The organism is Labrys sp. WJW, assembly GCF_001676615.1.
Taxonomy (GTDB): domain Bacteria; phylum Pseudomonadota; class Alphaproteobacteria; order Rhizobiales; family Labraceae; genus Labrys; species Labrys sedimenti.
In genome coordinates, this window is sequence record NZ_LYXZ01000018.1 from 53,915 (window position 1) to 77,400 (window position 23,486).

Here is a 23,486-nt window from a genome sequence, read left to right on the forward strand (position 1 = left end):
GGGGCCTGTCCTCCCGCCTGAAAGGATATTCTGGCGTAAGGCGTTCAATATCAACGATCTGGCCCTCGTTCCGGAATCGGATTCTCCGGCGGCGGGGACGGCAATGGCAGCCGGTGCAAGACCGGCGAACTGTGGAGGAAGACCATGATCCGTATATCCCTGGCTCTCGCCTTGAGCGTGTCCCTGGTGGGCCTGGCGCATGCCGCCTCGGCCTGGACCGGCGGCGATGACCTGCCCACCAATCCGCTCGCCTGCGATGCCACGCCGGCCAGCGCGACGAGCAAGCCCTATGACGGCGGCGCCGTCACCGGCGCGCCCGACCGCAAGGGCAAGCCGATCAAGGTGGTGGACGTGCCCAAGCTCATCGGCATCGGCTATTTCAACGCCACCTCCAAGGGCATCGCCGACGCGGCCAAGGAGCTCGGCAATGTCGATGCCAAGACCGACGGGCCGACCAAGGCCAATATCGATGAACAGATCACCTTCATCGACAATTACATCACCTCCGGCGTCGACGGCATCCTCTACGCCGCCAACGACCCGGTCGCGATCGCGCCCGTGCTGAAGAAGGCGCTGTCCAAGGGTATCAATGTCGTCGGCTACGACGCGAATTCCACGCCGGATTCCCGCCAGTGGTTCGTCAACCAGGCCGAGTTCAACGGCATCGCCAAGGCCATGGTCGACAACATGGTCAAGGAGAGCGGCGAGGATGCGGGCGTTGCCATCGTCACCTCGACCTTCACCACGCCCAACCAGGCCCGCTGGATCGCCGAGATGGCAGCCTATGCCGCCAAGTGCCATCCCAAGCTGAAGCTCCTGGAGACGGTGGAGGCGCAGGAGGACAATGCGCTCTCCTTCTCGCAGGCGACCACGCTGATCAACAAATACGGCTCCGATCTCAAGGGCATCTTCGGCATGACCAGCGTCGCCACGCCGGCTTCGGCCGAGGCGGTGACCCAGGCCGGCCAATGCGGCAAGGTGGCGGTGATCGGGCTGGCCACGCCCAACGCCATGAAGCCCTATGTCGCCAAGGATTGCGTGAAGTCCGTGGTGCTGTGGAACCCGGTCGATCTCGGCTATGCCGCCATGCAGGTCCTGCGCGCCACGGCCGATGGTTCGCTCAAGCCCGGCGACACCAAGGTCAAGGCCGGCAAGCTCGGCGAGCTCAACGTGATCAACGGCTCCGAAGTGCTCCTCGGCTCGCCCTTCGTGTTCACGAAGGAGAATATCGAGAAGTTCGATTTCTAACGAAAGATCAAGGCTGTAGGCGTCCTTCCCGAATCGGATTGTCGCCCAGTGCTCAAACCAGCAGAAGGCCGGGAGAGATCCCGGCTTTTCCTTTGACGTCGACCCGGAATCGGTGTGGAGAAACCAGTATCCCGCTACCTGGAGCAAAGCGCGTTGAGACGGAGGCGCTTGTTTGCTCTAGCTCTTTGGTCCGACGCGTCTTTGCGATTCTTGGCGTAACCGCCAAATCGCAAAACGCTCTGGTTGGATGCCCCTTGACAGGGGGCAAATTGCACGGGAATATCGTTTGTACACAAACGAATTTTCGGCGCTTTCTCGAAAGGGCAGCCATGGCTATTTCCGCTCAAAGCCGTGCTCGGGGGGCGCTTGTCGGCCTGGCGATTGGCGATGCCTTGGGCATGCCCACGCAATATATGCCGCGGGCCCTCGTCTCGGCGCGCTACGGCATTCTCGAACGCTTCGAACCGGCGCCCGACGACAACCCGATCAGCCGCGGCATGCCGGCCGGCCGGGTGACCGATGATACCGACCAGGCCGTCATCCTCGGCGAGCTCCTGGTCGAGGGCAGGGGCTATGTCGATCCCCGGCGTTTCGCCGACGAACTCCTGGCTTGGGAAACACGCATGATCGCGGCGGGCTCGGCCGATCTCCTCGGCCCCTCCACCCGCAAGGCGCTGACGCTGATCGCCGAGGGCATGCCGACCGACGAGACCGGGCGCACCGGCGCCACCAACGGCGCGGCCATGCGCGTTGCCCCGGTCGGCATCGTCTTCCAGGCGCGTCCCGTCGAGGCGCTGGTCGATGCCGTCTTCCAGTCCGGCCATGTCACCCACAACACCACCATTGGCCTTGCCGGCGCATCGGCCGTCGCCGCTGCCGTGAGTGCCGCGGTCGACGGAGCCAATATCGACGAAGCGCTGCAGGCGGCCGTCGAGGGCGCGGTGCAGGGGGCGAAGCGCGGCTTCTATTTCGCCGGCGGTGATATCGCCGCGCGGATCCGCTGGGCTATCGGGCTGGTACGGGGCAAAAGCGAGGCCGAGGCCCTCGATCTCATCTACGACATCGTCGGAACCGGCGTCGCCACGCAGGAGGCCGTGCCCGCCGCGATGGCCATCATCTCGCTGGCGCCCGACGATCCCTGGCGCATCTGCCGCCTGTCGGCGAGCCTGGGGGGCGATTGTGATACCGTTGCCGCCATTGCCGGCGCGGTGGCGGGTGCCTGCCATGGCGTCGAAGCTTTTCCCGCGCCGGTGATCGCAGCCCTCGAGGCCGCCAATCCGGGCCTCGATCTTATCGGCCTGGCTGATCGCCTGCTGGCGCTGCGGGGCAGGGCGTCGATCCTGCCTCCCGCCGCGAAGGGAACTTCCTCGGCATGAGCAAGAGGCCGCCTCCCACCCGGCTCCTGTCCGTCGGCAGCGTCCTGGCCGATGTCCGCCTCGACGTGCCCTGTCTGCCGCAGCGCGGCGGCGACGTACTGGGGTCCGAGGCGACGATCAGTGCGGGAGGCGGCTTCAACATTCTCACGGCGGCTGCCCGCAACGGCCTCAAGGCCGCCTTTGCCGGCCAGCACGGCAAGGGGCCTTATGGCGAGCGTATCCGCGCCGAACTGGCGGCCGAAGGCATCGAAGCGCTGATGCCGGCGAGCACGGACGGCGACAGCGGCTTTTGTATCGTGATGGTCGAGCCGGACGGCGAGCGCACCTTCGTCACCAGCCCGGGCGTCGAGGCGCGGCCGGGGCAAGAACCGCTCTCCGCCCTGCAACTGGGGCCGGCGGATGCGCTGTTCGCCTCGGGCTATGACCTTTGCTACCCGCAGCTTGGTCCAGCGATTGCCGCTTGGATCACCGGCCTGCCGGCGAGCGTCACCGTGATGATCGATCCCGGTCCCCTGGTCGCCGATATCCCAGCCGACATCATGGCCGCGGTGCTGGAACGGGCCGACATCTTGACCCTGAACCGGCGCGAGGCCGGCCTGCTCACCGGAGCCGACGACAGGACGGAGGCGGCGAGGCGGGTGCGCGATCGCCTGTCGCCGGGCGCACTGGCGATCCTGAGGGATGGCCCCGCCGGGTGTTTCCTGCTCGGCGGCGACATCGGGGAGACCGGCCTGCAGGTTCCGGCGCCTCCCGTGCGCATGGTCGACGCCACCGGAGCGGGAGATGCCCATACGGGCGTGTTCCTGGCCGCGCTCGCCGCCGGTTATCCCGCGGCCGAGGCTGCGAAGCGGGCCAACGCCGCCGCCGCCCTTGCCGTCACCCGCAAGGGACCGGCGACCGCGCCCGGCACGGAGGAACTCAACGCCTTCCTTGCTGATCAGGAGGCCGGCAGGACAACAAAAGGATAGGGTGGAGGCTCAAAAGGCACGAACGCCCAGCCAATGATAAGAAAATCGAGAGCAGAATGTCGCCATCGACGAAGGGAATTGGAAAGATGACATATCGGATCACGCGCCGCCATTTCACCGCCTTGGGAGCCGCGGCCGTCGCCGGGCTGTGGGCACGCCCGGGCTCTGCCCAGGCCAAGGAAATCACCGTGCTCAACTGGAAGGGCTACGGCACCGACGAGGCCTTCGCGCTCAAGGCCTTCGCCGAGCAGACCGGCATCACGGTCAAGCACGACTATTTCAACTCCGAACCGGAGATGCTGACCAAGCTGCGCACCAATCCGGGTGCCTATGACGTGGTGCTGATCAACAGCGCCCGCACCCAGCAGGCCCAGGCCGAGGGCCTGATCGACCCGGTCGACCTTGCCACCATCGCCAATGCCAAGGATCTGGCTCCGGCCCTGAAGGACCACGCCAACCTCAAGGCCGACGGCAAGACCTATGGCCTTGCGTGGCTCTGGGGCATGAATTCCCTCGCCGTGCGCCAGGGCATCAGCGCCGACAGCTGGACGATTTTCTCCGACCCCAAATATGCGGGCAAGCTGGCCCTGTTCGACGACGCCGTGACCTCTGTCGGTATTGGCGCTTTGCTCACGGGCCAGGATGCCAACGATCCCAAGGACCTCGCCAAGATCACCGAGGTGCTGAAGGCGATGAAGCCGAACGTCAAGCTGATGTGGTCGAGCGAAGACGAATGGAACAAGGCGTTTGCCGCCAATTCCTTCGACATCTCCGTCTACTGGTCGGGCGCGGCGGTGCGCTCCATCCGCCAGCACAAGCTGCCGGTGGAGTTCATCGTGCCCAAGGAAGGCGCCATCGGCTGGCTCGACAGCCTGGCGGTGCCGACCTCCAGCACCAAGAAGGAGGATGCGCTCAAATTCCTCAACTACATGATCGATCCCACCTTCTACCTCACCTGGGCCAAGGAGGCAGGCGCCCCGGCCTCCGCCAATGAGGGAGCGATGAACAAGCTGCCGGCCGACGATCTCAACCGGCAGATCCACAAGGCCGACTACCTGCCGAAGCTGACCTTCATGGCCGCCTTGCCGGATGATCGCCGCCAGTCCTTCAACGATCTGTGGGAAGAAGTGAAGGCCTTCTACGCCAAGTGAGGTTGGTAACGCCGAGCTTTGTCATGCCCGGGCTTGACCCGGGCATCCAGCTCTTCGGTCCTTCCACCCTGGGAAGGCAGGCTGGATTGCCGGGTCAAGCCCGGCAATGACAAGGGTCGTGCTGAAACAAGCATCAATCTGCTCGCGATCCCGGATCTGCGCCACGGCACTGCGTGCTGTAGCGCGTCCTGGATGACCGAAAGGGAAAGCACAGGTGGAGATCGTGTCGAAAGCCGATGGCGGCAAGTCAGGCCCCCGCAGGCGCCTGGGGCAAGGCTGGACCACGGCGGCCTTGTTGACGCCGGCCTATGGCTGGCTGCTGCTGGCCGTCTTCCTGCCGCTCTGCGCCATGCTGTTCTTCAGCTTCCTGAAGAGCTCGCCGGTTCCGGGGCGGGCTCTGGTCTACACCGTCGACAACTACCTCGCCTTCATCAAGCGGCCCTATCTGTTCAACGTCGCCTGGACCTCGATCCAGATCGGGCTGTGGACCACGGGCCTGTGCGCGCTGATCGGCCTTCCCGCCGCGCTCGCTTTGGCGCGGGCGACGGCCGGGCGCTCCAGGCACATCCTGTTTCTCCTCATCATCCTGCCGTTCTGGACCAACGGGCTGGTGCGCGTGTTCTCCTGGACCATGGTGCTGAGGGAAGGGGGCATTCTCGACTATGCCCTGCACTGGCTCGTGCCGGCGGCGCCCTCGGTGTCGCTGCTCTACAGCTTTCCGGCCATCATCATCGGCTTGGTCCATGCCTATCTGCCCTATATGATCCTGACCTGCTACCTCTCAGCCACGGCGATCGAGGACTCGACCATCGAGGCCGCCCGCAGTCTCGGCGCCCGCACCCCGGTGGTGTTCTGGAAGATCCTGCTGCCGCTCTGCATGCCCGGCCTGATTTCCGGATCGATCCTGATCTTCGTGCCGGTGATCGGCAGCTTCATGGAGCCTCGTATCCTGGGGGGGCGCATCGGCGTCACCATGGGCACCGTGATCGAGGACCAGTTCACCGCGGCTTTCAACTGGCCGCTGGGCGCGGCCCTCTCCTTCACCATGCTGGCGGTGGTGCTACTGATCTTCGCCGTCTCCTCGCGCGTGCTGTCCGGCCGCGCTGCGACACCGTAGGAGGGGATCATGATCGCACTCGGGCGCACCTTCCTCGCCGCCACCCTGGTCTTCCTCTATCTGCCCATCGCGGTGATGGTGGCGATGGCTTTCAACGCGTCACCCCTCTACACCCTGCCGATCGAACCGACCTTCCACTGGTTCGGCGTCCTCGCGGAGAACGGGCCTCTGCTGTCGGCCACCTACAACAGCCTGATGATCGCCCTGGCGACCTCGATCATCGCGACATCAGTGGGTACGCTGGCCTCGCTCGCCCTCAACCGCCGCACCTTCCGGGGACAATCGCTGCTCAAGGTGCTGCTGCTGCCGCCGATCGCCATTCCCTGGCTGATCACCGGCACGGCCATGCTGGTGTTCTTCTTCTGGACGGGCATCGGGCGCGGCCTGCATGCCATGCTGATCGGCCATGTCGCCCTGGCCATCCCCTATGTCGTCCTGATCGTCGGCACCGGCATGCAGACATTGCGGGCCGATCTCGAGGAGGCGGCGATGAGCCTGGGATCGACGCCGATCCACGCCTTCTTTGCGGTGACGCTGCCTTTGCTGGCGCCGAGCATCATCGCGGCGCTGCTCTTTGCCTTCGCGGTTTCGCTCGACCAGTTCGTGGTCTCCTACTTCCTGGCGACGCCGGGCGTCTCCACCCTGCCGGTCGAGATCTACACCTCGATCCGCAAGGGCTTCACGCCGGAGATCAATGCGATCTCCGCCATCTTCCTCGGCGTCTCGGCCGTTCTCGTGCTGATCTTCGCCCAATTGTCCAATCTGGGAGGCAGTCGTGATCGGCGTTGAAGTCGCTTCGATCAGCAAGGGCTACGGATCCTTGCGGGTGCTCGACAAGGTGAGCACCGCCTTCAAGGCGGGCGAGTTCACCAGCCTGCTCGGCCCTTCGGGCTCCGGCAAGACCACGTTGCTGCGCATCATCGGCGGTTTCGTCGATCCGGACGAGGGACGCATCCTGTTCGGGGGAGAGGACGTCACCGGGGTTGCGCTGTGGCAGCGCAAGGTCGGCATGGTGTTCCAGTCCTATGCGCTGTTTCCACATATGAGCGTGTTCGACAACGTCATCTTCGGGCTCAACCGCCAGGGCATCCGGGGCGAGGCCGCGCGCAAGGAAGTGGCGCGGGTGCTGGAGATGGTTCATCTCACCGGCTTCGAGCAGCGCAAGCCAAAGCAGCTTTCGGGCGGCCAGCAGCAGCGCGTGGCACTCGCCCGTGCCATCGTCACAAAGCCCAGGGTTCTCCTGCTGGACGAGCCCCTGTCCGCGCTCGACCGGCGCCTGCGCCAGGACATGCAGATCGAACTGCGCCGCATCCAGCGCGAGAGCGGGCTCACCACCATCTTCGTCACCCATGACCAGGAGGAGGCGCTGACACTATCGGACACGGTCGCCATCCTCGACGGTGGGCGCATCGTGCAGGAGGGCGCGCCGCTCGACATCTATGAGCGCCCGCGCACCCGTTTTGCCGCCTCCTTCCTGGGAGACGCCAATTTCTTCGAGGGCACGGTAACGGGCGCGGGGATCGAGATCGGGGGCGGCGTCATCCGCACCGCCGATGGGCTTCGCAGCCCCGGCGGCAAGGTCACGGCGGCGGTGCGGCCCGAGAAAATGCGGCTTCTGGCACCGGGAGAAAGCCCCGGGGACGACAATGTCTTCGCCACGAGGATACGCGAGATCATCTATGCCGGCGCAGTCTCGACCTTCATCGCCGAAGGGCCCGGAGGCGGCGACATCAAGGTGCTGTCGCAGAACCGGGAGATCTCGTCGGCCACGCCCGGGCAGGCCGTCACGCTGGCCTGGTCGCCCGCCAACACCGTCCTGTTGCAGGCCTGATATGCCGGTCAGCGTCAATATTCCGCTCGAAAGCGCTTGGAACAGCTGGTCGTCGCGGCCGGCGGAAATGGTGTTCCTGCCGCTTGGCCTCAGGCTTACCCCGCTTGCCTTCGCGGCCAGTACCGGCAAGGCCTGCCTGTTCGAGCCGGGCGATGCCGTCACGCTGGGGCGGCACGCCCTCGACGGCTCGCTGGTGGAGCTTCAGCTTTCCCACGCTGGCACCACCCTCGATTGGCGCTATACCAAGGCCGATCCCTTCAGCCTCATCGGCAGTTGGCAGATGGCCAAGGCCGGCGAATGGGGTTTGCGTTTCTGGGTCAATCTCTGCCTTTCGGCGGACGGTGGCGAGGAGGTTCGTTTCGAGGAGGCCGACGGAGCTCTGATCATCCGTGTCGGGCATCGCTTCGCTGTGCTCGCCAGCGAGGAACCCCCCGTGCAGGTGACCGGACATGCCTCGCTCGACGATGCGGTGCAGGATTACGAGACCCACGGCTATTTCCATACCGGTTCCCGGGCCGAGGCCGCGCCCGTTCTCGTGCTGCGCTTCAACCTGGAAATGATGCGCGACAATCGCTTTGCGCTCGCGATTGCCGACCGGCAGGACCTTGCCGTCGCCCAGGCGCGGGCCCTGCTGGCGCGGCGTGAGACGATGCCGCCCCAACCGGATGGCGAGCCCGCCATTGCCCTGGCGGCGCTGCGCGACGTCGTCGCCTGGAACACGGTATGGGACGGCATCAACCAGCGGCCTTACACCGCCATCAGCCGCAACTGGGACCTTGGGAAATTCGGCGGCTACGGCGTCTGGCTGAACGACCAGTTCTATGCCGCCCTGATGGCCGGCGAGCTCGACGCGGGCCTCGCCCGCGACAATCTTTCCGCCGTGTTTTCGGGGGCGACGCCACAGGGCAATCTGCCCTGCCTGCTCACCGCCAGCGATGCCTGGGTCGACCGCAGCCAGAGCCCCATCGGCGGTTTCGTGGTCTGGCAGCTTTATCTGCGCCATCGCGCCCGCGACCTGATCGAAAATGCCTATGCCGCACTGGCGCGCAACCATGCCTGGTGGTGGCGGGAGCGCGATCCGGGCGGGACGGGGCTCGCCTCCTTCGGCACTTCCGACGTGGGCGACGGGCTCTACAAGGGCACCCATTTCGGCGCACGCAATGAGTCGGCGATGGACAATTCGCCGGTTCACGACGAGGCGCGCTACGACAAGGCCACACGCACGCTCGATCTTTGGGATGTCGGGCTCAACAGCCTGCTGGCGCTCGACGCCGAAATGCTCGCCTTGATGGCGGCGGAGCTGGGGCGCGAGGAGGAGGCAGCCGCCCATGCCGCCCGAGCCGAAGCCACGAAAGCCCTTATTCGCGAGACTTTATGGGACGGCGAGCGTGGCATCTTCGCCAATCGCCGGCGCGGCGGCGGCTTCGTGAAGAGCCTCGCACCGACCAGTTTCTATCCGCTGCTGGCTGGTGCCGCGACGCCCGAGCAGGCCGACCGGCTCTGCGAGCATCTCGACGATCCCTCGACCTTCGGCGGCGATCCGGTCATTCCCGGTGTCAGCCGTGCGGATCCCGCCTTCGGCGACAATTCCTATTGGCGCGGCCGGATCTGGCCACCCTTCAACTATCTCGTCTATCACGGCCTGCGCCGCTACGGACTGGACAAGAGGGCTTTGGTCTTGGCCCAGCGCAGCTTTGCGCTGTTTCGTTCCGCCTGGGAGAGCCGGCGTATCTGCCCGGAAAACTACAATGCCGAGACGGGCGAACCGCTCGACCAGCCCGACACCGAGCGCTTCTACAGCTGGGGCGCGCTGATGGCCAAGCTCGGCATTGCTGCCTTGACCGATGTCACGCCCTGGCATGGCTGGGAAATTGCCAATCCGGGTGGGGAGGGCGAGCTGGGACCCTTCGCAAGCCCGCTGGGGCAGGTTCGCCTCGCCATTTCACAGGGCCGCCTGAGCTTGATCCGGGGCGAGCGCACTTTGCTGGACACCGATATCGCCGGCCGGATCTCCCAGCTTTCGATGGCGGACGGCATGCTGTCATTGCGGCTGCCTCCGATCGAGCGAGCATGCTTCCTGCGCTTCCCGCACCTCCATGCCGGCATGAAGCCCCAGGCGAGCCTCGACGGCGAGGTGGTCGCAACCACGGAGGAGGGCGGTATCCTGGTTCGCCTTCCCGCGAGCGCCAAGGCGGCCGATTTCGAGCTGCGGTGGCGTGCGCCAATCACCGGCCATTGAAACGAACGGATTGTCATCCCCGGCTGAGCCACTCGCGAGCGTAGCGAAAGAGGGCGAAGGGAAGGGGATCCAGGGGCTGAGGGGAACAGCTTTTCGCCCCTGGATCCCCTTCCCGGGGTCTCCGACCCCGCCGGGGATGACGGTGCATGTATCTCGGTGCGCCTCAAGCAGCCGAACTGTCCTCCAAAGCCAGGAAGCCGCCGGACTGGCGGCGCCACAGCCTGGCATAGAGGCCGTCGCGTGCGATCAGGTCCTCGTGCCGCCCCTGCTCGACGATGCGGCCGCCGTCAAGCACGATGAGGCGGTCGAGTTCGGCGATCGTCGAGAGGCGGTGGGCAATGGCCAGCACCGTCTTGTCGTGCATCAGGCGGCGGAGCTGGCCCTGGATCGTCGCCTCCACTTCTGAATCGAGGGCGGAGGTCGCTTCGTCGAGCACCAGGATCGGGGCGTTCTTGAGCAACACGCGGGCGATGGTGATGCGCTGGCGCTGTCCGCCGGAGAGTTTCACGCCGCGTTCGCCCACACGCGATTCGTAGCCGGCGCGGCCGTCCTGATCGCCCAGCGTGACGATGAAGTCGTGCGCGGCGGCCTGCCTCGCCGCATCCTCGACGGCATCCTTGTCCGCTTCCGTACGGCCATAGGCGATGTTGTCCTGGATGGAGCGGTGCAGCAGGGAATTGTCCTGCGTCACCACGCCGATCTGCCGGCGCAGGCTGTCCTGGCTGACGCCGGCAATGTCCTGCCCATCGATCAGGATCCGGCCCGACTGGATCGCGTAGAGGCGGAGCAGCAGATTGACCAGCGTCGACTTGCCGGCGCCGGACGGACCGACGATGCCGACCTTTTCGCCGGGGCGGATGGTGAGCGAGAGATCCGAAAAGACCGGATGCGTTCCGCCATAGCCGAAACGGACATGCTCGAAGACGATTTCTCCACGCGGCACCGAGAGCGTGGCGGCATCGGGAGCGTCGACGAGGTCATGCGGCTTGGCGATGGTCAGCATGCTCTCCTGCACGGCGCCGATATTCTCGAAGACGTCGCGGATCAGATACATCAGCCAGCCCGAGAGCTGGATCAACCGCAGCACCAGGGTGAGGGCTGCCGCACCGGCGCCGGCCGTCATGTTGCCCTGGCTCCACAGCACCAGGATCATGCCGGCGATCACCACCAGCAGCAGGCTGTTCAGCACCTGCAGGGCGAAGCTGGCGCCGAGGATCAGGCGCATCAGGTCGAGGAAGCTCTCGTTCCAGCGCTTGAGCGCGTCCCTGACCGCCGAGCGTTCGAGATCGGAGCGCGCGAACAGCTTCACGGTGAGGATGTTGGTGTAGGAATCGACGATGCGCCCTGTCGTGGTGGAACGGCCGAGGGAATTGGCTTCCGAGCGCTTCAGGGCTCGCGGCACGAAAAAGGAGAGCAGCGCGGCATAGGCCGCCAGCCAGAGGAGGACGGGCAGCACCAGCCAGATGTCGACCGAGCCGAAGAAGCCGATGGTGACCCCGGCGAAGACCAGCGCATACCAGAGGTCGCCGATGACAGCGATGATGGCCGAGCGGATCGACTGCCCGGCCTGGATCACGCGCGCCGACAGGCGCCCGGCGAAGTCGTTCTGGAAATAGGTGAGCGAATGGCCGAGCGTATAGATGTGGTTGCGCCAGCGGATCTGGTTGGTGAGCGGCGGTACCACGATCAGATTGGTGACGGCCTGGGTCACGAAGAACAGGACCGGCCGCAGGAACAGCACCACGAACAGGGCGCCGGCGAGAAGCAGGCCGTGGTCGCGCAAGAGGGTCTGCGGCGAGCCCTTGTTGAGCAGGTCCACGAACCAGCCGACCATCAGATAGATGCCGGCCTCCACGCCGCTGAAGGCCAGCTCGATCGCCATGATGGCGGCGAGCCAGCCCTTCACGGGCTTGAGGTGGTGCCACATGAAACGCCATACCCCGGTGGGCGGCGTGTCGTGCTCGTCGAAAGCGGCGAATATGTCTATGCGGCTTTCGAGAAATCGGAATAAGCGCGCAAACATCGAAAATATGACCTTGAAACAATGCCGGAATCGCTTGTGGCGACACCAAAGCAGGAGTTTCGGGTCAAATTACGAGTCGCGCCAGCCTTCTTGCCGGCCGGCAGGTGTTTCAAAAATGCGGACGAGACGTCCGCGATCCCAGCCGTAGCGTTTCCCGCGTGACTTGGGCAAGGCTTGCATCGGAGCCGCTGCGGTTGAGACCGCGGACATCAGCGACATGCCTGCATGTCGCGATGTCCGCATCTTCCTGTCCGTATGCGCCTCAGTCCACCAGGATGACCCGGAGGTCGTTGACATTGGTGAAGGTCGGGCCGGGCGCGACGAGATCGCCGATGGCCTCGAAGAAGCCGGTCGAGTCGTTGTCGGCGAGATAGGCGGCCGGATCGATCCCCGCCGCACGAGCCCTTGCAAGCGTGGTCTCGTCGACGATGGCGCCGGCCGGATCGGTGGCGAGGCCGCCGCCGCCATCGGTGCCATCCGTATCGGCGGCAAGCGCGCTGATGCCCGTCTCGCCATCAAGGGCGAGGGCCAAGGCAAGGCTGAATTCCTGGTTGGGACCACCGCGTCCCTTGCCGGTGATGGTCACCGTCAGTTCTCCGCCGGAGATCAGGGCGGCGCGGCGGCCGGCGGCCTTCAGCGCGCGGGCCTGCCTGGCCTGGTCGGCGGCGACTTGTCGGGCCTCGCCCTCGACATTGGCGCCGAGCACGACCGGTTCATAACCATGCTGCTCGGCGAGGCGGGTGGCTGCGGCGATCATGTCGGAGGGGGTGACAACGATGCGGAACTCGCTGTTGGCAAAGACCGCATCGCCCGGCTTTGGCGTCTCGTTGCCAGCATCCTCGAAGAGGGCCTTGGCTGCACCGAGAGGCGTGTTGAAGCGTTCGGCAATGGCAAGAGCCTGGGCATTGTCGACGGGGTCGGGCACGGTGGGGCCGGAACCGATCACGGCGGGATCATCGCCCGGCACGTCCGAAACGGCGAGAGTGAGCAGACGCGCGGGATAGGCGGCCTGGGCGAGGCGCCCGCCCTTGATGCGCGACAGGCGTTTGCGCAGGACATTGATCTCGCCGATGGCAGCACCCGAGCGCAGCAAGTGACGGGTGATAGCGCGCTTGTCGTCCAGGGTCAGCGCGCCGGCCGGCGCCACCCAATTGGCGGAAGCGCCGCCGGAGAGCAGGGCCAGGACGAGGTCGTCCTCGCCGGCCGCGGCCGCAAGCGCGAGCGCACGCTCGGCGCCATCGATACTGCCCTGGTCCGGCACCGGGTGTCCGGCCTCGATCATCGGCAGGGTCTTGAGCGGGCGGCCATAGCCGTGGCGGGCCACGGCGACGCCGTCGATGCGGTCGGCCGGGATACCGAGGGCGGTGTAGTGGGCTTCGGCGATCTCGGCCATGCTGCCGGCCGCCTTGCCGGCGGCAAGCAGGATCAGCCGTCCCGAGGCAGGGGGAGGCGGCAGATGCTGCGGCAGGAAGGTTGCCGGATGGGACGCGGCGACCGCCCCCGTGAAAATGGCGTCGAGAGTCTGGCGGCGGGCATCGACACGGTCAGGCATTGCGTCTTCGGGCTCCCTCGCGGCAGGACGCGGATGAGAAAAACGCGTCGTGCTCCATGCTTGTTCTTTGCACCGGCCCCTGCGGTGCCTGGCGGTAAGGCCAGACGGCAGGCAGCGATGGCTTGCCATGTCCCTTAACCCATGGAGGCGCAGTGAGGCCAGCCCATTGGCGGTAATTTTGGAAAGCGCCGGCGGTCAGGTGCCCGGGCTACCTTTCTCGCGGAAGCGGCGCACACGCATATGGATGCCGCAGGCCTCTTCCGAGCACCATTGGCGGCGTCCCCCGCGCGAGGTGTCGAGGAACAGCCAGCCGCAATTGATGCCATGGCATTCCCGTACATCCCGGCGCTCGTTGCGGCTGGTGAGCAGCTCGGCCGCTGCGAAGGCAATGCGATGAAGGACGGTGTCGAGATCGTTGTCGTCGCGCCAGCCCCATTCGAAAGTGCCGGCGATGAGGCGCAGCTCGCGCCGGCGGTTGGCGTCCTGCAATACGGCATCGAGGCGAGCGGCATTTTCTTCGCTGCCCGTTTCGCCCATGGTTTCTGCCAGGAAGAGATCTCTCAATGTCGTACGCAGGGATCGGGCTCGCAACAGGGCCGCTTCCGCCTCGGCCGGTTCGGTGTCGGCCCGGTGCAGCAGGCGGACCGAAAGGGCCGAATCGATCAGATCCACGCGCAGGGCCCAGGTGACGAGATCGCCATAGGAGACGAGCAGGTCCGGCCCCCAACGATCACGCCAGGCATCGACCGTGTTGACGAAATCCAAGGCCGGATGTCCGCCGACGAGGCGGGCGGCAGCAATGGTCTTGACCTGGTTCATCCCGGTACTTTCCAGCGCTGGCGTTCGAAACTCAAGCGTGCAATGTAACGATTATAATGATATATAACCGTTACACAAGGTTTGCCGAGGTCCCGATATGCCCAGCCGCACCACTTTGCTGTTCCTGGCTCTCTGCGTGATCTGGGGAACCACTTGGATCGGCATCAAGGTCGGCGTGGAGGCGGTGCCGCCCCTTCTGTTCGCCGGCACGCGCTTTACCGCGGCGGGCGTACTGCTGCTCGGGTTCGCCGCTTGGCGCGAGGGGCTGCCGCGGCTGGCATGGCGGGACCTGCCGCGTCTCGCGGCCACCAGCCTGCTGATGATCACGCTATGCTACGCGGCGCTGTTCTGGGGTGTGGCGCATGTCGATTCGGGCACGGCCGCCGTGCTCGAGATGTCACTGACGCCGATAGCCCTGATGGCTTTTGCGCTCTGGCTGCGGGAAGAGAGTTTCGACCGGCGGCGTTTCGGTGCCCTGCTTCTCGGCATGGCAGGGCTAGCCATCCTGTTCGGGCCGGCTGCGGTTCGAAACTGGTCTGTAGCGGCGGGCGAGGGCGCGGCATTGCGCCTGGCGGGAGCGGCTGCCGTGTCCTGGGCGGCCGTGGCCTATGGCTGGGGCTCCGTGGTCGCCCGTCCCTTGCTGCGGCTCTACTCGTCGACCGTCGTGGCCGGCACGACCACTCTCTTGGGTGGCGTGCTGCTGCTGGCCCTGTCGCTTGCCGGTGAGCCCGGGGCAATTCCCGCCTTGGCAGGCCAATGGGGTTCGGCAGCCTGGGCGGGATGGCTGTTCCTCGTGCTGTTCGGCTCGCTGATCGGCTACACCATCTATATGAGGCTTCTCCGGGAGATCGGCGCCACCCGTGCCGGGACCTATGCTTTCGTGTCTCCCATCATCGCCGTGCTGCTCGGCATGGTCTGCTTCGGCGAACGGGTCCACCTGCTCGACCTGCTGGGCATGGCGGTGATGCTGGCCGGAGCCGGCCTGGCGATGGCAGAGCCCAAGCCGCGGTTGAAGCCCGCCACCAATTGAGGGCGGAGGCGTCGGTCCCGAGGAAAGAAACGCCTCAAAAACAAGACGTCGGGGCAAGGTGCGATTCGGACCAATCGCACCTTGCCCCGATCAAAAGCCTCGCCGGCATTCTCAGGAAAAATCAGGTGCGCCGATGGTGGCGATAGTGCCTGCGGTGATGATGGCGATGCCGGTAGCCTTCACCACCGTGTTGACGCAGCCAGCGCGGCCCGCGGTGGACGCCGGGCATACCATACCATTTGCAGCGGGCGGTCCGGGACGGTGCGTTGCAGGTCCGGTCCCTCACGGTCTGTACGAGCGAGGGATTGTCCGGCTGAGACACCGGCATGGCCGATGAGGGGGCGGCGAGGGCGAAGGTGGCGCCCAAGGCGATAGCGGCGGCAATAAGAAATCTCATGGGCCTCTCCTGTCGAAATGAAACGAAAACACGCATTTGATCGAAAACGCTCGATCAAACGCATGGGCAGGGAGAAAGTTCCGTATGGGATGACGATGTATATCGCGGCGGGTCCGCAAATTGATCCATCCGTACCGCGTCTCAACACTGAGCGACGAATACGGTCATCAGAAGATGAATTTGCGGAATATGAATGGTGGGCGCGACAGGGATTGAACCTGTGACCCCTCCCGTGTGAAGGGAGTGCTCTCCCGCTGAGCTACGCGCCCCCGAAGGGAAGCGCCTATTTGGATAAAGCCGGCTGCGCTGTCAAGCCGGTAATCGCATCGATCGCAGAAATCAGTTGATCGAAATGTGAAATGACGCGCGTCGCTCCCAACTGGGTGGCCGGAATGTCGGTGTAGCCGAAATCCACGCAGACCGACGGCAGCCCGGCGCGCAGGGCCGTATCGATATCGGTCTTGCTGTCACCCACCATGATGGCGTGGGCGGGATCGCCGCCGGCGGCCTCGATGGAAAGGGTGAGGTGACGGGGGTCCGGCTTGAACCAGGCGAAGGCGTCGCGCCCGCAGATCGCGTTGAAATAGGGGGTCAGTTTCAGGGCTTCGATCAGGCGCACCGAATGTTCGGTCACCTTGTTGGTGCACACGCCGAGTACCCAGCCCCGCGCCTTCAGCGTCTTCAAGGCCTCTTCGACACCGTCGAAGGCGACCGTCTCATCGGCCAGATGCTCGCCGTAATAATCGAGGAAATCGCGATAGAGCACGTCCATGCGGGCCGGTTCCACCGTCTGGCCGCATTCGGCAAAACCGCGCTCCAGCAGTGCGCGGGCACCGGCGCCCAGCAGGCTCTGCGCTCTCTCGACGGGCAGGGCGGGCAGCCCTTCGCGAGCCAGGATGAAGTTCAGCGTCCCCATCAGATCGCGGGCACTGTCCACCAGCGTTCCGTCAAGGTCGAAGATCGCTGTCCGCGGCTGCATCATGCTGTTCTTTCCGGCTTGGTCTGGAAAATGCCATGTCTGGGTGGCAAGCGGAGATTCGAAAATTCACGATTCGAGCTAGGATCGTATCGTCCACGCGAATGTAACCGGGTTCGATCACGCCAGGGCGTGTGACACGACGCCCCAGGCATTCGGGACAATGCGCTCCGCCGAGGAAACGACGAGCCAGTCATCATGAAGCGTTCGCTAAGCCTTGCAGCCCTCCTTCTTATCGCCGGTCCGGCGCTTGCCGCCGACTATGTCTTCGTGGCGGCCCCGCAAAAGGACCTCAACCGGATCTATCGGGTCGACAGGCTGACCGGCGAGGTGGGGGCCTGCCAATATGGCGTCAAGGAGGACAATACCGGCGTCACCCTTTGTTTTCCGGCCGGTGAAGGGGCTGGTAAGCAGGAGCCCGGAGACTACACGCTGATCGCCTCCAGCCACGAGCGCGAGAGTTCGGTGTTCCGGGTGGAACAGCGTACCGGTACGATGAGCGTGTGCTATGTCTGGAAGGATCAGGTCATCTGCACGCCGCCGGGGAAATAAGCAGAATTCGCAATGAGCGCATGGGCAGGCCCACCGGGCAAAAGGGGGAGGCCGATTTTCCTTGTGTCTAGCCCCTTGCTTCTCAAACTTAACTGATGCAATCGGCAGCAAAGCCGTTATAACCGCCGCACTCCGCTTGGGACGCATCGTCCGAATAACCCGAACAGCATAAGGTTGCCATGACCCCTGACGACATGAAGCGCGAAGCAGCCCGAGCCGCGCTCGCCCATGTCGAAAGTGGCATGAGGCTGGGCCTGGGCCATGGCTCGACGGCCAAGCACTTCGTCGACCTGCTGGGCGAGAAGGTGCGTAGCGGGCTCGATGTCATTTGCGTGCCGGCCTCCGAATTCACCCACGACCAGGCCAAGGATCTCGGCATTCCCCTGACCACCCTCGACGAGACCCCCGAACTCGATCTGGCCGTTGACGGCGCCGACGAGATCGGCCCGGCTCTCGGGTTGATCAAGGGTGGCGGCGGTGCGTTGCTGCGCGAGAAGATCGTCGCAGCGGCGGCGGCTTCGATGCTGGTGATCGCCGACGAATCCAAGGTCGTGCCGATGCTCGGTCGCTTCCCGTTGCCGGTGGAAGTCATCCCCTTCGGCTTCGGTGCGACCCGGGCAGCGGTGGAACATATTGCCGCGAAACTCGGACTTTCCGGTGAATTGCGCCTGCGTCATCAGCCTGACGGCCTTGTTTTCGTCACGGATGGCGGGCACCACATCCTTGATTGCCACTTTCAACAGATCCCCGATCCCGCTGCCCTGGCGGCGGGCCTGTCCACCATTCCCGGTGTCGTCGAACACGGACTGTTTCTCGGATATGCCAAGGGCGCTTACGTCGCCGGCTCTTCGGGAGTCCGCTTCATCGGGCCAGCCTGATTTGTGATGGGAGTTCCATGATGCTTCGTCAACGCCATGTTTGTGGGCAGGTTCGCGTCTTGGCCGCCGCCATGGTCGCCGGACTGCTCGCAAGCGCCGCAGCGCTGCCGGCTTCGGCGCAGAATGCCACGCCGGCGCCAACGGCCGAGGTGCCGACGGGCAATGCCGCCCAGCCTACGCCCGAGCAGCTGGCGACGGCCGTGCAGTTCCTCAAGGCTTCCGGCCTCACCGTCGGTTTCGACGACATCATTCCGCAATATCTGCAGCAGGCCACCACCATCTATACGGGCCAGCGTCCCGAGCTCAGCCAGTTGATCAACGAGGCCGCGATCTCGCTGGTACCCGAATTCATGAAGAAGCGGGTCGAGCTCGATAACAGCCTCGCCAAGTTCTACACCACGCGTTTCAGCGAGGATGAACTCAAGCAGCTGATCACCTTCTACGAGAGCCCGGTCGGCAAGAAGCTGGCCACCCAGCAGCAGATCATCCTGCGCGATTCGATGCCGGTGGTGCAGGGCTGGACGCGCGAGCTGCAGGACGGTGTGATGAAGCGGGTACGCGAAGAGGTGGAGAAGAAGGGCGGCAAGCTCGGTCCCTCGCCGACCGACGCCCCCGGGGATGCGCCGGCCGCAGCAGACAAGCCCGCTGCACCGGCCCAATAAAATCGAATATCAGCCTTGTTCGGAAGCGGGATTGATCACATCAGTCCCGCTTCTTACGTTCAGACGGGCCGAAGCAAGGTGCATTCGAGCATGAACGCTTCTTTGCTCCGGCTCTTCATTTCGACATATCTTTGCGATTCCAGATGTGTCCGTCTCGTCGCAAGATGCTTTCGCAATCCTCCCGGGTGAACGCTTCCGCAGGCCGGGCAATGGCAGTCAGGCTGTACCATGTCGCAATTCGACTATGATCTGTTCGTGATCGGCGCGGGATCTGGCGGGGTGCGCGCCGCCCGTATCGCAGCTTCCCATGGCGCGCGGGTAGCCATCGCCGAGGAATTCCGGGTCGGCGGCACCTGCGTCATTCGTGGCTGCGTGCCCAAGAAGCTCTATGTGCTGGCCAGCCGCTTCGCCGATGAGTTCCGTGAGGCGGCCGGCTTCGGTTGGACGGTACCCGAGGCCGAATTTTCCTGGCCCAAACTCGTGGCCGCGAAAGAGGCCGAGATTAGCCGGCTGGAACGGGCTTATTCGGCCAATCTGGAAAAATCATCGGTAGCGACTTTTCCGAGCCGGGCTGTGATCACCGCTCCGCACACCGTGCAACTCGATGGCGGTCGCAGCTTCACCGCCGGCCGGATCCTGATCGCGACCGGGGGAGCGCCGGTCAAGCCGAACGTGCCGGGCGCCGAGCATGCCATCACCTCCAACGAGGTCTTCGACCTGCCGGCCCTGCCGGAGACGATGATCATCGTCGGCGGGGGCTACATCGCAGTCGAGTTCGCCTGCCTCCTGCAAAGACTCGGCGTGAAGGTGACCCTGGTCTATCGCGGCGAGGCGATCCTGCGCGGTTTCGACGACGACGTCCGCCGGGTGTTGACGGAGGCGATGGGCGCGGCCGGCATCGAGATCCTGATCCGCACGGATCTCAAGCGCATCGAGGCGGACAAGGCCGGCGGGCGGCAAGTGACCCTCACCAACGGCCAGACGCGCCATGTCGGCGAGATCATGGTGGCGACCGGGCGCAAGCCCAATACGGCGGGTCTCGGTCTGGAAACGGTCGGGGTGGAGACCAACACTGCCGGTGCTATCGCGGTCGACGACCAGTCGCGCACCACGGCGCCCGGGATCTGGGCGGTGGGCGATGTCACCAATCGCATCAATCTCACTCCCGTTGCCATTCGCGAAGGCCATGCCTTTGCCGATACCGTTTTCGGCAACAAGCCTTGGCTCGCCGATCATCGCCTCGTGCCGACGGCCGTGTTCTCGACCCCGGAGATCGGCACCGTCGGATTGAGCGAGGAAGAAGCGCGCGCCAAATGCGGCGGCGGCGTCACCATCTTCCAGACCTCGTTCCGCGCCATGAAGGCCACTCTGTCGGGCAGCGGCGATCGTGTGTTCATGAAGCTGGTCGTCGACAAGGTGACCGACAAGATTCTCGGCGTGCATATCATCGGCGAAGGGGCGGCCGAAATGGCGCAATTGCTGGCGATCAGCGTCAAGATGGGCGCGACAAAGGCCGATTTCGATGCCACCATGCCGTTGCATCCAAGCGCGGCCGAGGAATTGGTGACGATGCGCACCCCCGTCCGCTAAGCCGGCCTTTACCAACCCGGTTGCAGAGTGCGCGCCGTGCGATAGCGGCGATTCCCCCGCTTGGATTTTCAGCCGCTACGCATCAGAGGGCGGCAGGGCAGGCGGTTCGGGGAGGGCATGATGCGGGCTCCTGTGGTGATTTTCGGCGCGATGGCCGCCGGCATGATCGTGCTGGCGAACGCGGCTTGGGCGCTCAATCTCACCCCGCCGCATGGGCGGCATGTCCCCCCCTTGCGGGCTGTGCCGGCCCAGCCCCAGGCGGAGGAGGCCGTCACCGATTGCGATCGCCTGGCGGCCAGTCCCGAGGACAGTCAGAAAGTCGTGGATGGCGTTGCCATGGAGGCGCTCGACGGCACACTGGCTCTGGCACGCTGCCAGGAAGCCGCCGGCCGCTATCCTGCCGTTGCTCGCTTTCAGTTCCAGCTCGGGCGGGCCGAGGAAAAGCTCGGCAATGACGTGGCTGCGCTCGATGCCTATCGCAAGGCAGCCGATCTCGGCAGCCTGATCGCGGCCTTCTCGGCCGGGGTGCGGGAACGCGACGGTGTCGGCATTCCGAGCAATGACGCTGAGGCGAATCGCCTGTTCAAGCTATGCGCGGACAAGGGTGACGCCGATTGCCTCAACTCCCTGGCCTATCAATATCAAGTCGGGCGCGGCGTAAAGGTCGATCCGGCCGAGGCGCTGGCGCTCTACAAGAAGGCGGCGGAGGCGGGGCTGGCCGCCGCCAACGTCAATCTCGGCTTTCTCTATCGGGATGGCGAGGGCGTTACCCAGGATTTCGCGGAAGCAGCCCGGCAGTTTCAGGAGGCGGCCGACAAGGGCGATCCGGCGGGAGCCCGCAACCTCGCTTTGGCCTATCAGAGCGGGCAGGGTGTACCGAAAGATGGCGCCAAGGCGGTCGCCCTGTTCCAGGCTGCCGCCGACCAGGGCGACGACGATGCGCTGGTGAAGATCGCCTATGCTTATCTCAGCGGCGACGGCGTGCCCAAGGATGAAGCGAAGTCGGTCACCTATTATCGCCTGGCTGCCGATCGCGGCAACACCGACGGCATGGCGGGGCTCGCCTTTGCCTATGCCAATGGCACCGGCATTCCGGCCGACGGCAAGGCGGCGGCCCTGTGGCTGATGCGGGCGCTCGCGGCCGGCAACGAATACAGCTTCAACCAGCTCACCGACCATTGGGGGGCCTGGAGCCTGGATACCCGCATGGAGGTACAGTCGATCCTGGTCGACCGTGGCCTCTACAGCGGCAAGACCAAGGGTACCCTCAATCGGGAGACCTTGAAGGCACTCAAGATCCTCGCCGGACGGGAGAATTGAGGGCGCGGCTGTCGGGGGAGAGCCGGGATTCCGCCGACCCTTCCTTTCTGTTCGCTGGCGCGTATCCAAGTACAGTGGAAAGCCAGCTCTCGCGGGAAAAGTCGATCTCGACGCGGCCTCCTGTCGGACTCGCCCAGCGATTCGATGGGAACTGCCTGAATTTGCCCGAAGATTTCGCAAATGGGACTGAAAACCGCGGCTTTACGCTGGTTTTCTATTTGCCGGGCGCGTATAGAACCGGCCTTCGCCGGAAAACGCCGGCCTCGTGAAAGTATCGTAGTCGTGCAGGGCGGCTATAGCCGGTTCGCCCTGAGAACAGGAAGTATACTCATGTCCGAGCGTTGGACACCGCAGAGCTGGCGTTCCAGACCGATCCAGCAGTCGCCCGTCTATCCCGACGAAAAGGCTCTCAACGACGTCGAGGCGGCGCTCGCGACTTTCCCCCCGCTCGTTTTTGCCGGCGAAGCACGCAAGCTCAAGCGCCAGCTCGCCAAGGTGGCGGCCGGTGAAGCCTTCCTGCTCCAGGGCGGCGACTGTGCCGAGAGCTTCGCCGAGCACGGCGCCGACAACATCCGTGACTTCTTCCGCGTCTTCCTGCAGATGGCCGTGGTGCTCACCTTCGCCGGCTCCTCGCCTGTGGTGAAGGTGGGCCGCATCGCCGGCCAGTTCGCCAAGCCGCGTTCGGCGCCCACCGAGAAGGTCGGCGAGATCGAGCTGCCGGTCTATCGCGGCGACATCGTCAACGGCACTGAGTTCACTGCAGACGCCCGCATTCCCGATCCGCGCCGCCAGCTCGAAGCCTATCGCCAATCGGCGGCGACGCTGAACCTGCTGCGCGCCTTCGCCACCGGCGGCTATGCCAATCTGGCCCATGTGCACCAGTGGATGCTCGGCTTCGTCAAGGACTCGCCGCAGAGCTCGAAGTACCAGGCGCTGGCCGAGCGTATCACCGAGACGCTCGACTTCATGCGGGCCTGCGGCATCGATCCGGAGCTGCATCCGGAGATGCGCATCACCGATTTCTACACCAGCCACGAAGCCCTGCTGCTCGGCTATGAGCAGGCGATGACCCGCATCGACTCCACCTCGGGCGATCCCTATGCCACCTCGGGCCACTTCGTCTGGATCGGTGACCGCACGCGCCAGCTCGACCATGCCCATGTCGAGTTCTTCCGCGGCGTCAAGAACCCGATCGGCCTGAAATGCGGCCCCTCGCTCAAGCCCGACGAACTGATCAAGCTGATCGACATCCTCAACCCCGAGAACGAGCCGGGCCGCCTCACCCTGATCGCACGCTTCGGCCATGACAAGGTCGAGCAGCATCTGCCCGAACTCATCCGCGCCGTGAAGCGTGAGGGTCGTTCGGTGGTGTGGTCGTGCGATCCCATGCACGGCAACACCGTGAAGGCGACGAACGGCTACAAGACCCGGCCGTTCGACCAGATCACCGGCGAGATCAAGAGCTTCTTCGCCGTGCACCAGGCCGAGGGCACCTATGCCGGCGGCCTGCATCTGGAGATGACCGGCAAGAACGTCACCGAATGCACGGGTGGCGCCCGCGCCGTGAGCGAGGCCGATCTCGCCGACCGCTACCACACCCATTGCGATCCGCGCCTCAATGCCGAGCAGGCCATCGAGGTCGCCTTCATGGTAGCGGATCTGGTCAAGAAGGAACGCTCCGGCCAAGTCAGGCCGAGTATCATCGCGGCGGAGTGACGCGCGCACCGTCATTCCATCCCGACCGGAAGATCAAGATG

20 protein-coding genes and 1 tRNA gene are annotated in these 23,486 nt (G+C 65.0%); 15 read left to right on the forward strand and 6 right to left on the reverse strand.

Features of this window, described 5'->3' with window-relative positions; all coding sequences use genetic code 11:
• Positions 1 to 144: 144 nt before the first annotated feature.
• The 8 genes from BA190_RS12285 to BA190_RS12320 all read left to right on the forward strand — a co-directional run bounded on the left by BA190_RS12285 (position 145) and on the right by BA190_RS12320 (position 9,930).
• On the forward strand, positions 145 to 1,248 hold the full coding sequence (locus tag BA190_RS12285; RefSeq protein ID WP_068287014.1) for a substrate-binding domain-containing protein: 1,104 nt from the start codon (positions 145 to 147) through the stop codon (positions 1,246 to 1,248).
• Between the two features lie 329 nt (positions 1,249 to 1,577).
• Positions 1,578 to 2,624: an ADP-ribosylglycohydrolase family protein gene (locus BA190_RS12290; RefSeq protein WP_068287018.1), complete on the forward strand. Its 1,047-nt coding sequence runs from the start codon at positions 1,578 to 1,580 to the stop codon at positions 2,622 to 2,624.
• Positions 2,621 to 3,592, forward strand: a complete 972-nt coding sequence (locus tag BA190_RS12295; protein WP_068287021.1) for a PfkB family carbohydrate kinase — start codon at positions 2,621 to 2,623, stop codon at positions 3,590 to 3,592. The genes BA190_RS12290 and BA190_RS12295 overlap by 4 nt, the downstream gene beginning before the upstream one ends.
• A gap of 86 nt (positions 3,593 to 3,678) precedes the next feature.
• Positions 3,679 to 4,743, forward strand: coding sequence for a PotD/PotF family extracellular solute-binding protein (locus tag BA190_RS12300; RefSeq protein ID WP_068287025.1), 1,065 nt, complete (start codon positions 3,679 to 3,681; stop codon positions 4,741 to 4,743).
• A 223-nt stretch (positions 4,744 to 4,966) separates the two neighbouring features.
• Positions 4,967 to 5,860 carry an ABC transporter permease gene (locus tag BA190_RS12305; protein ID WP_371260315.1) on the forward strand — a complete coding sequence of 298 codons (894 nt, stop codon included), beginning with the start codon at positions 4,967 to 4,969 and terminating at the stop codon, positions 5,858 to 5,860.
• A gap of 9 nt (positions 5,861 to 5,869) precedes the next feature.
• On the forward strand, positions 5,870 to 6,649 hold the full coding sequence (locus BA190_RS12310) for an ABC transporter permease (protein WP_068287027.1): 780 nt from the start codon (positions 5,870 to 5,872) through the stop codon (positions 6,647 to 6,649).
• Positions 6,636 to 7,691 (forward strand): ABC transporter ATP-binding protein, encoded by a 1,056-nt coding sequence (locus BA190_RS12315; RefSeq protein WP_068287030.1) that lies wholly within the window; start codon positions 6,636 to 6,638, stop codon positions 7,689 to 7,691. Before BA190_RS12310 ends, BA190_RS12315 begins: the two co-directional genes overlap by 14 nt.
• A gap of 1 nt (position 7,692) precedes the next feature.
• The gene (locus tag BA190_RS12320; RefSeq protein ID WP_068287032.1) at positions 7,693 to 9,930 is read left to right on the forward strand and encodes a trehalase family glycosidase; all 2,238 of its coding nucleotides are present in this window, start codon (positions 7,693 to 7,695) and stop codon (positions 9,928 to 9,930) included.
• Between the two features lie 163 nt (positions 9,931 to 10,093).
• Here the strand turns inward: BA190_RS12320 and BA190_RS12325 are convergent, their stop codons facing one another.
• From BA190_RS12325 to BA190_RS12335, 3 genes are all read right to left on the reverse strand, one after another.
• On the reverse strand, positions 10,094 to 11,953 hold the full coding sequence (locus tag BA190_RS12325) for an ABC transporter ATP-binding protein (RefSeq protein WP_068287035.1): 1,860 nt from the start codon (positions 11,951 to 11,953) through the stop codon (positions 10,094 to 10,096).
• A gap of 262 nt (positions 11,954 to 12,215) precedes the next feature.
• Positions 12,216 to 13,505 (reverse strand): glycerate kinase, encoded by a 1,290-nt coding sequence (locus BA190_RS12330; protein ID WP_068287038.1) that lies wholly within the window; start codon positions 13,503 to 13,505, stop codon positions 12,216 to 12,218.
• A 195-nt stretch (positions 13,506 to 13,700) separates the two neighbouring features.
• Complete coding sequence (locus BA190_RS12335; RefSeq protein ID WP_068287041.1) at positions 13,701 to 14,324, reverse strand: ABATE domain-containing protein; 624 nt, start codon at positions 14,322 to 14,324, stop codon at positions 13,701 to 13,703.
• A gap of 97 nt (positions 14,325 to 14,421) precedes the next feature.
• On the opposite strand from BA190_RS12335, the gene BA190_RS12340 reads away from it, so the two are divergent.
• Positions 14,422 to 15,354 (forward strand): DMT family transporter, encoded by a 933-nt coding sequence (locus BA190_RS12340; protein WP_068287044.1) that lies wholly within the window; start codon positions 14,422 to 14,424, stop codon positions 15,352 to 15,354.
• A gap of 121 nt (positions 15,355 to 15,475) precedes the next feature.
• Here BA190_RS12340 and BA190_RS35900 read toward each other — a convergent pair whose 3' ends face one another.
• From BA190_RS35900 to BA190_RS12350, 3 genes are all read right to left on the reverse strand, one after another.
• A complete protein-coding gene (locus BA190_RS35900) occupies positions 15,476 to 15,751 on the reverse strand; it encodes a hypothetical protein (RefSeq protein WP_156771493.1) in 276 nt (91 codons plus the stop codon).
• 194 nt (positions 15,752 to 15,945) lie between these two features.
• Positions 15,946 to 16,020, reverse strand: a tRNA-Val gene (locus tag BA190_RS12345).
• 14 nt (positions 16,021 to 16,034) lie between these two features.
• Complete coding sequence (locus BA190_RS12350) at positions 16,035 to 16,733, reverse strand: HAD family hydrolase (RefSeq protein WP_068287049.1); 699 nt, start codon at positions 16,731 to 16,733, stop codon at positions 16,035 to 16,037.
• A gap of 192 nt (positions 16,734 to 16,925) precedes the next feature.
• On the opposite strand from BA190_RS12350, the gene BA190_RS12355 reads away from it, so the two are divergent.
• The 6 genes from BA190_RS12355 (at position 16,926) to BA190_RS12380 (ending at position 23,445) form a co-directional block, all read left to right on the forward strand.
• Complete coding sequence (locus BA190_RS12355) at positions 16,926 to 17,279, forward strand: hypothetical protein (protein ID WP_068287053.1); 354 nt, start codon at positions 16,926 to 16,928, stop codon at positions 17,277 to 17,279.
• 179 nt (positions 17,280 to 17,458) lie between these two features.
• A complete protein-coding gene (rpiA, locus tag BA190_RS12360) occupies positions 17,459 to 18,157 on the forward strand; it encodes a ribose-5-phosphate isomerase RpiA (protein ID WP_068287057.1) in 699 nt (232 codons plus the stop codon).
• Between the two features lie 17 nt (positions 18,158 to 18,174).
• Complete coding sequence (locus BA190_RS12365; RefSeq protein WP_082979684.1) at positions 18,175 to 18,819, forward strand: DUF2059 domain-containing protein; 645 nt, start codon at positions 18,175 to 18,177, stop codon at positions 18,817 to 18,819.
• 228 nt (positions 18,820 to 19,047) lie between these two features.
• The gene (gor, locus tag BA190_RS12370; protein ID WP_068287063.1) at positions 19,048 to 20,409 is read left to right on the forward strand and encodes a glutathione-disulfide reductase; all 1,362 of its coding nucleotides are present in this window, start codon (positions 19,048 to 19,050) and stop codon (positions 20,407 to 20,409) included.
• Between the two features lie 117 nt (positions 20,410 to 20,526).
• Positions 20,527 to 21,729: a tetratricopeptide repeat protein gene (locus tag BA190_RS12375; RefSeq protein WP_068287066.1), complete on the forward strand. Its 1,203-nt coding sequence runs from the start codon at positions 20,527 to 20,529 to the stop codon at positions 21,727 to 21,729.
• A gap of 330 nt (positions 21,730 to 22,059) precedes the next feature.
• Positions 22,060 to 23,445, forward strand: coding sequence for a class II 3-deoxy-7-phosphoheptulonate synthase (locus BA190_RS12380; protein ID WP_068287068.1), 1,386 nt, complete (start codon positions 22,060 to 22,062; stop codon positions 23,443 to 23,445).
• The last annotated feature ends 41 nt before the right edge of the window (positions 23,446 to 23,486 follow it).

Bases quoted from the DNA above. Each gene is read 5' to 3' on its own strand.
- BA190_RS35900 (WP_156771493.1), bottom strand. From the start codon at position 15,751: ATGAGATTTCTTATTGCCGCCGCTATCGCCTTGGGCGCCACCTTCGCC.
- BA190_RS12350 (WP_068287049.1), bottom strand. From the start codon at position 16,733: ATGATGCAGCCGCGGACAGCGATCTTCGACCTTGACGGAACGCTGGTG.
- BA190_RS12335 (WP_068287041.1), bottom strand. From the start codon at position 14,324: ATGAACCAGGTCAAGACCATTGCTGCCGCCCGCCTCGTCGGCGGACAT.
- BA190_RS12310 (WP_068287027.1), top strand. From the start codon at position 5,870: ATGATCGCACTCGGGCGCACCTTCCTCGCCGCCACCCTGGTCTTCCTC.
- BA190_RS12380 (WP_068287068.1), top strand. From the start codon at position 22,060: ATGTCCGAGCGTTGGACACCGCAGAGCTGGCGTTCCAGACCGATCCAG.
- BA190_RS12320 (WP_068287032.1), top strand. From the start codon at position 7,693: ATGCCGGTCAGCGTCAATATTCCGCTCGAAAGCGCTTGGAACAGCTGG.
- BA190_RS12340 (WP_068287044.1), top strand. From the start codon at position 14,422: ATGCCCAGCCGCACCACTTTGCTGTTCCTGGCTCTCTGCGTGATCTGG.
- BA190_RS12355 (WP_068287053.1), top strand. From the start codon at position 16,926: ATGAAGCGTTCGCTAAGCCTTGCAGCCCTCCTTCTTATCGCCGGTCCG.
- BA190_RS12290 (WP_068287018.1), top strand. From the start codon at position 1,578: ATGGCTATTTCCGCTCAAAGCCGTGCTCGGGGGGCGCTTGTCGGCCTG.
- BA190_RS12330 (WP_068287038.1), bottom strand. From the start codon at position 13,505: ATGCCTGACCGTGTCGATGCCCGCCGCCAGACTCTCGACGCCATTTTC.
- BA190_RS12295 (WP_068287021.1), top strand. From the start codon at position 2,621: ATGAGCAAGAGGCCGCCTCCCACCCGGCTCCTGTCCGTCGGCAGCGTC.
- gor (WP_068287063.1), top strand. From the start codon at position 19,048: ATGTCGCAATTCGACTATGATCTGTTCGTGATCGGCGCGGGATCTGGC.
- BA190_RS12365 (WP_082979684.1), top strand. From the start codon at position 18,175: ATGATGCTTCGTCAACGCCATGTTTGTGGGCAGGTTCGCGTCTTGGCC.
- BA190_RS12325 (WP_068287035.1), bottom strand. From the start codon at position 11,953: ATGTTTGCGCGCTTATTCCGATTTCTCGAAAGCCGCATAGACATATTC.
- BA190_RS12375 (WP_068287066.1), top strand. From the start codon at position 20,527: ATGATGCGGGCTCCTGTGGTGATTTTCGGCGCGATGGCCGCCGGCATG.
- BA190_RS12300 (WP_068287025.1), top strand. From the start codon at position 3,679: ATGACATATCGGATCACGCGCCGCCATTTCACCGCCTTGGGAGCCGCG.
- rpiA (WP_068287057.1), top strand. From the start codon at position 17,459: ATGACCCCTGACGACATGAAGCGCGAAGCAGCCCGAGCCGCGCTCGCC.
- BA190_RS12285 (WP_068287014.1), top strand. From the start codon at position 145: ATGATCCGTATATCCCTGGCTCTCGCCTTGAGCGTGTCCCTGGTGGGC.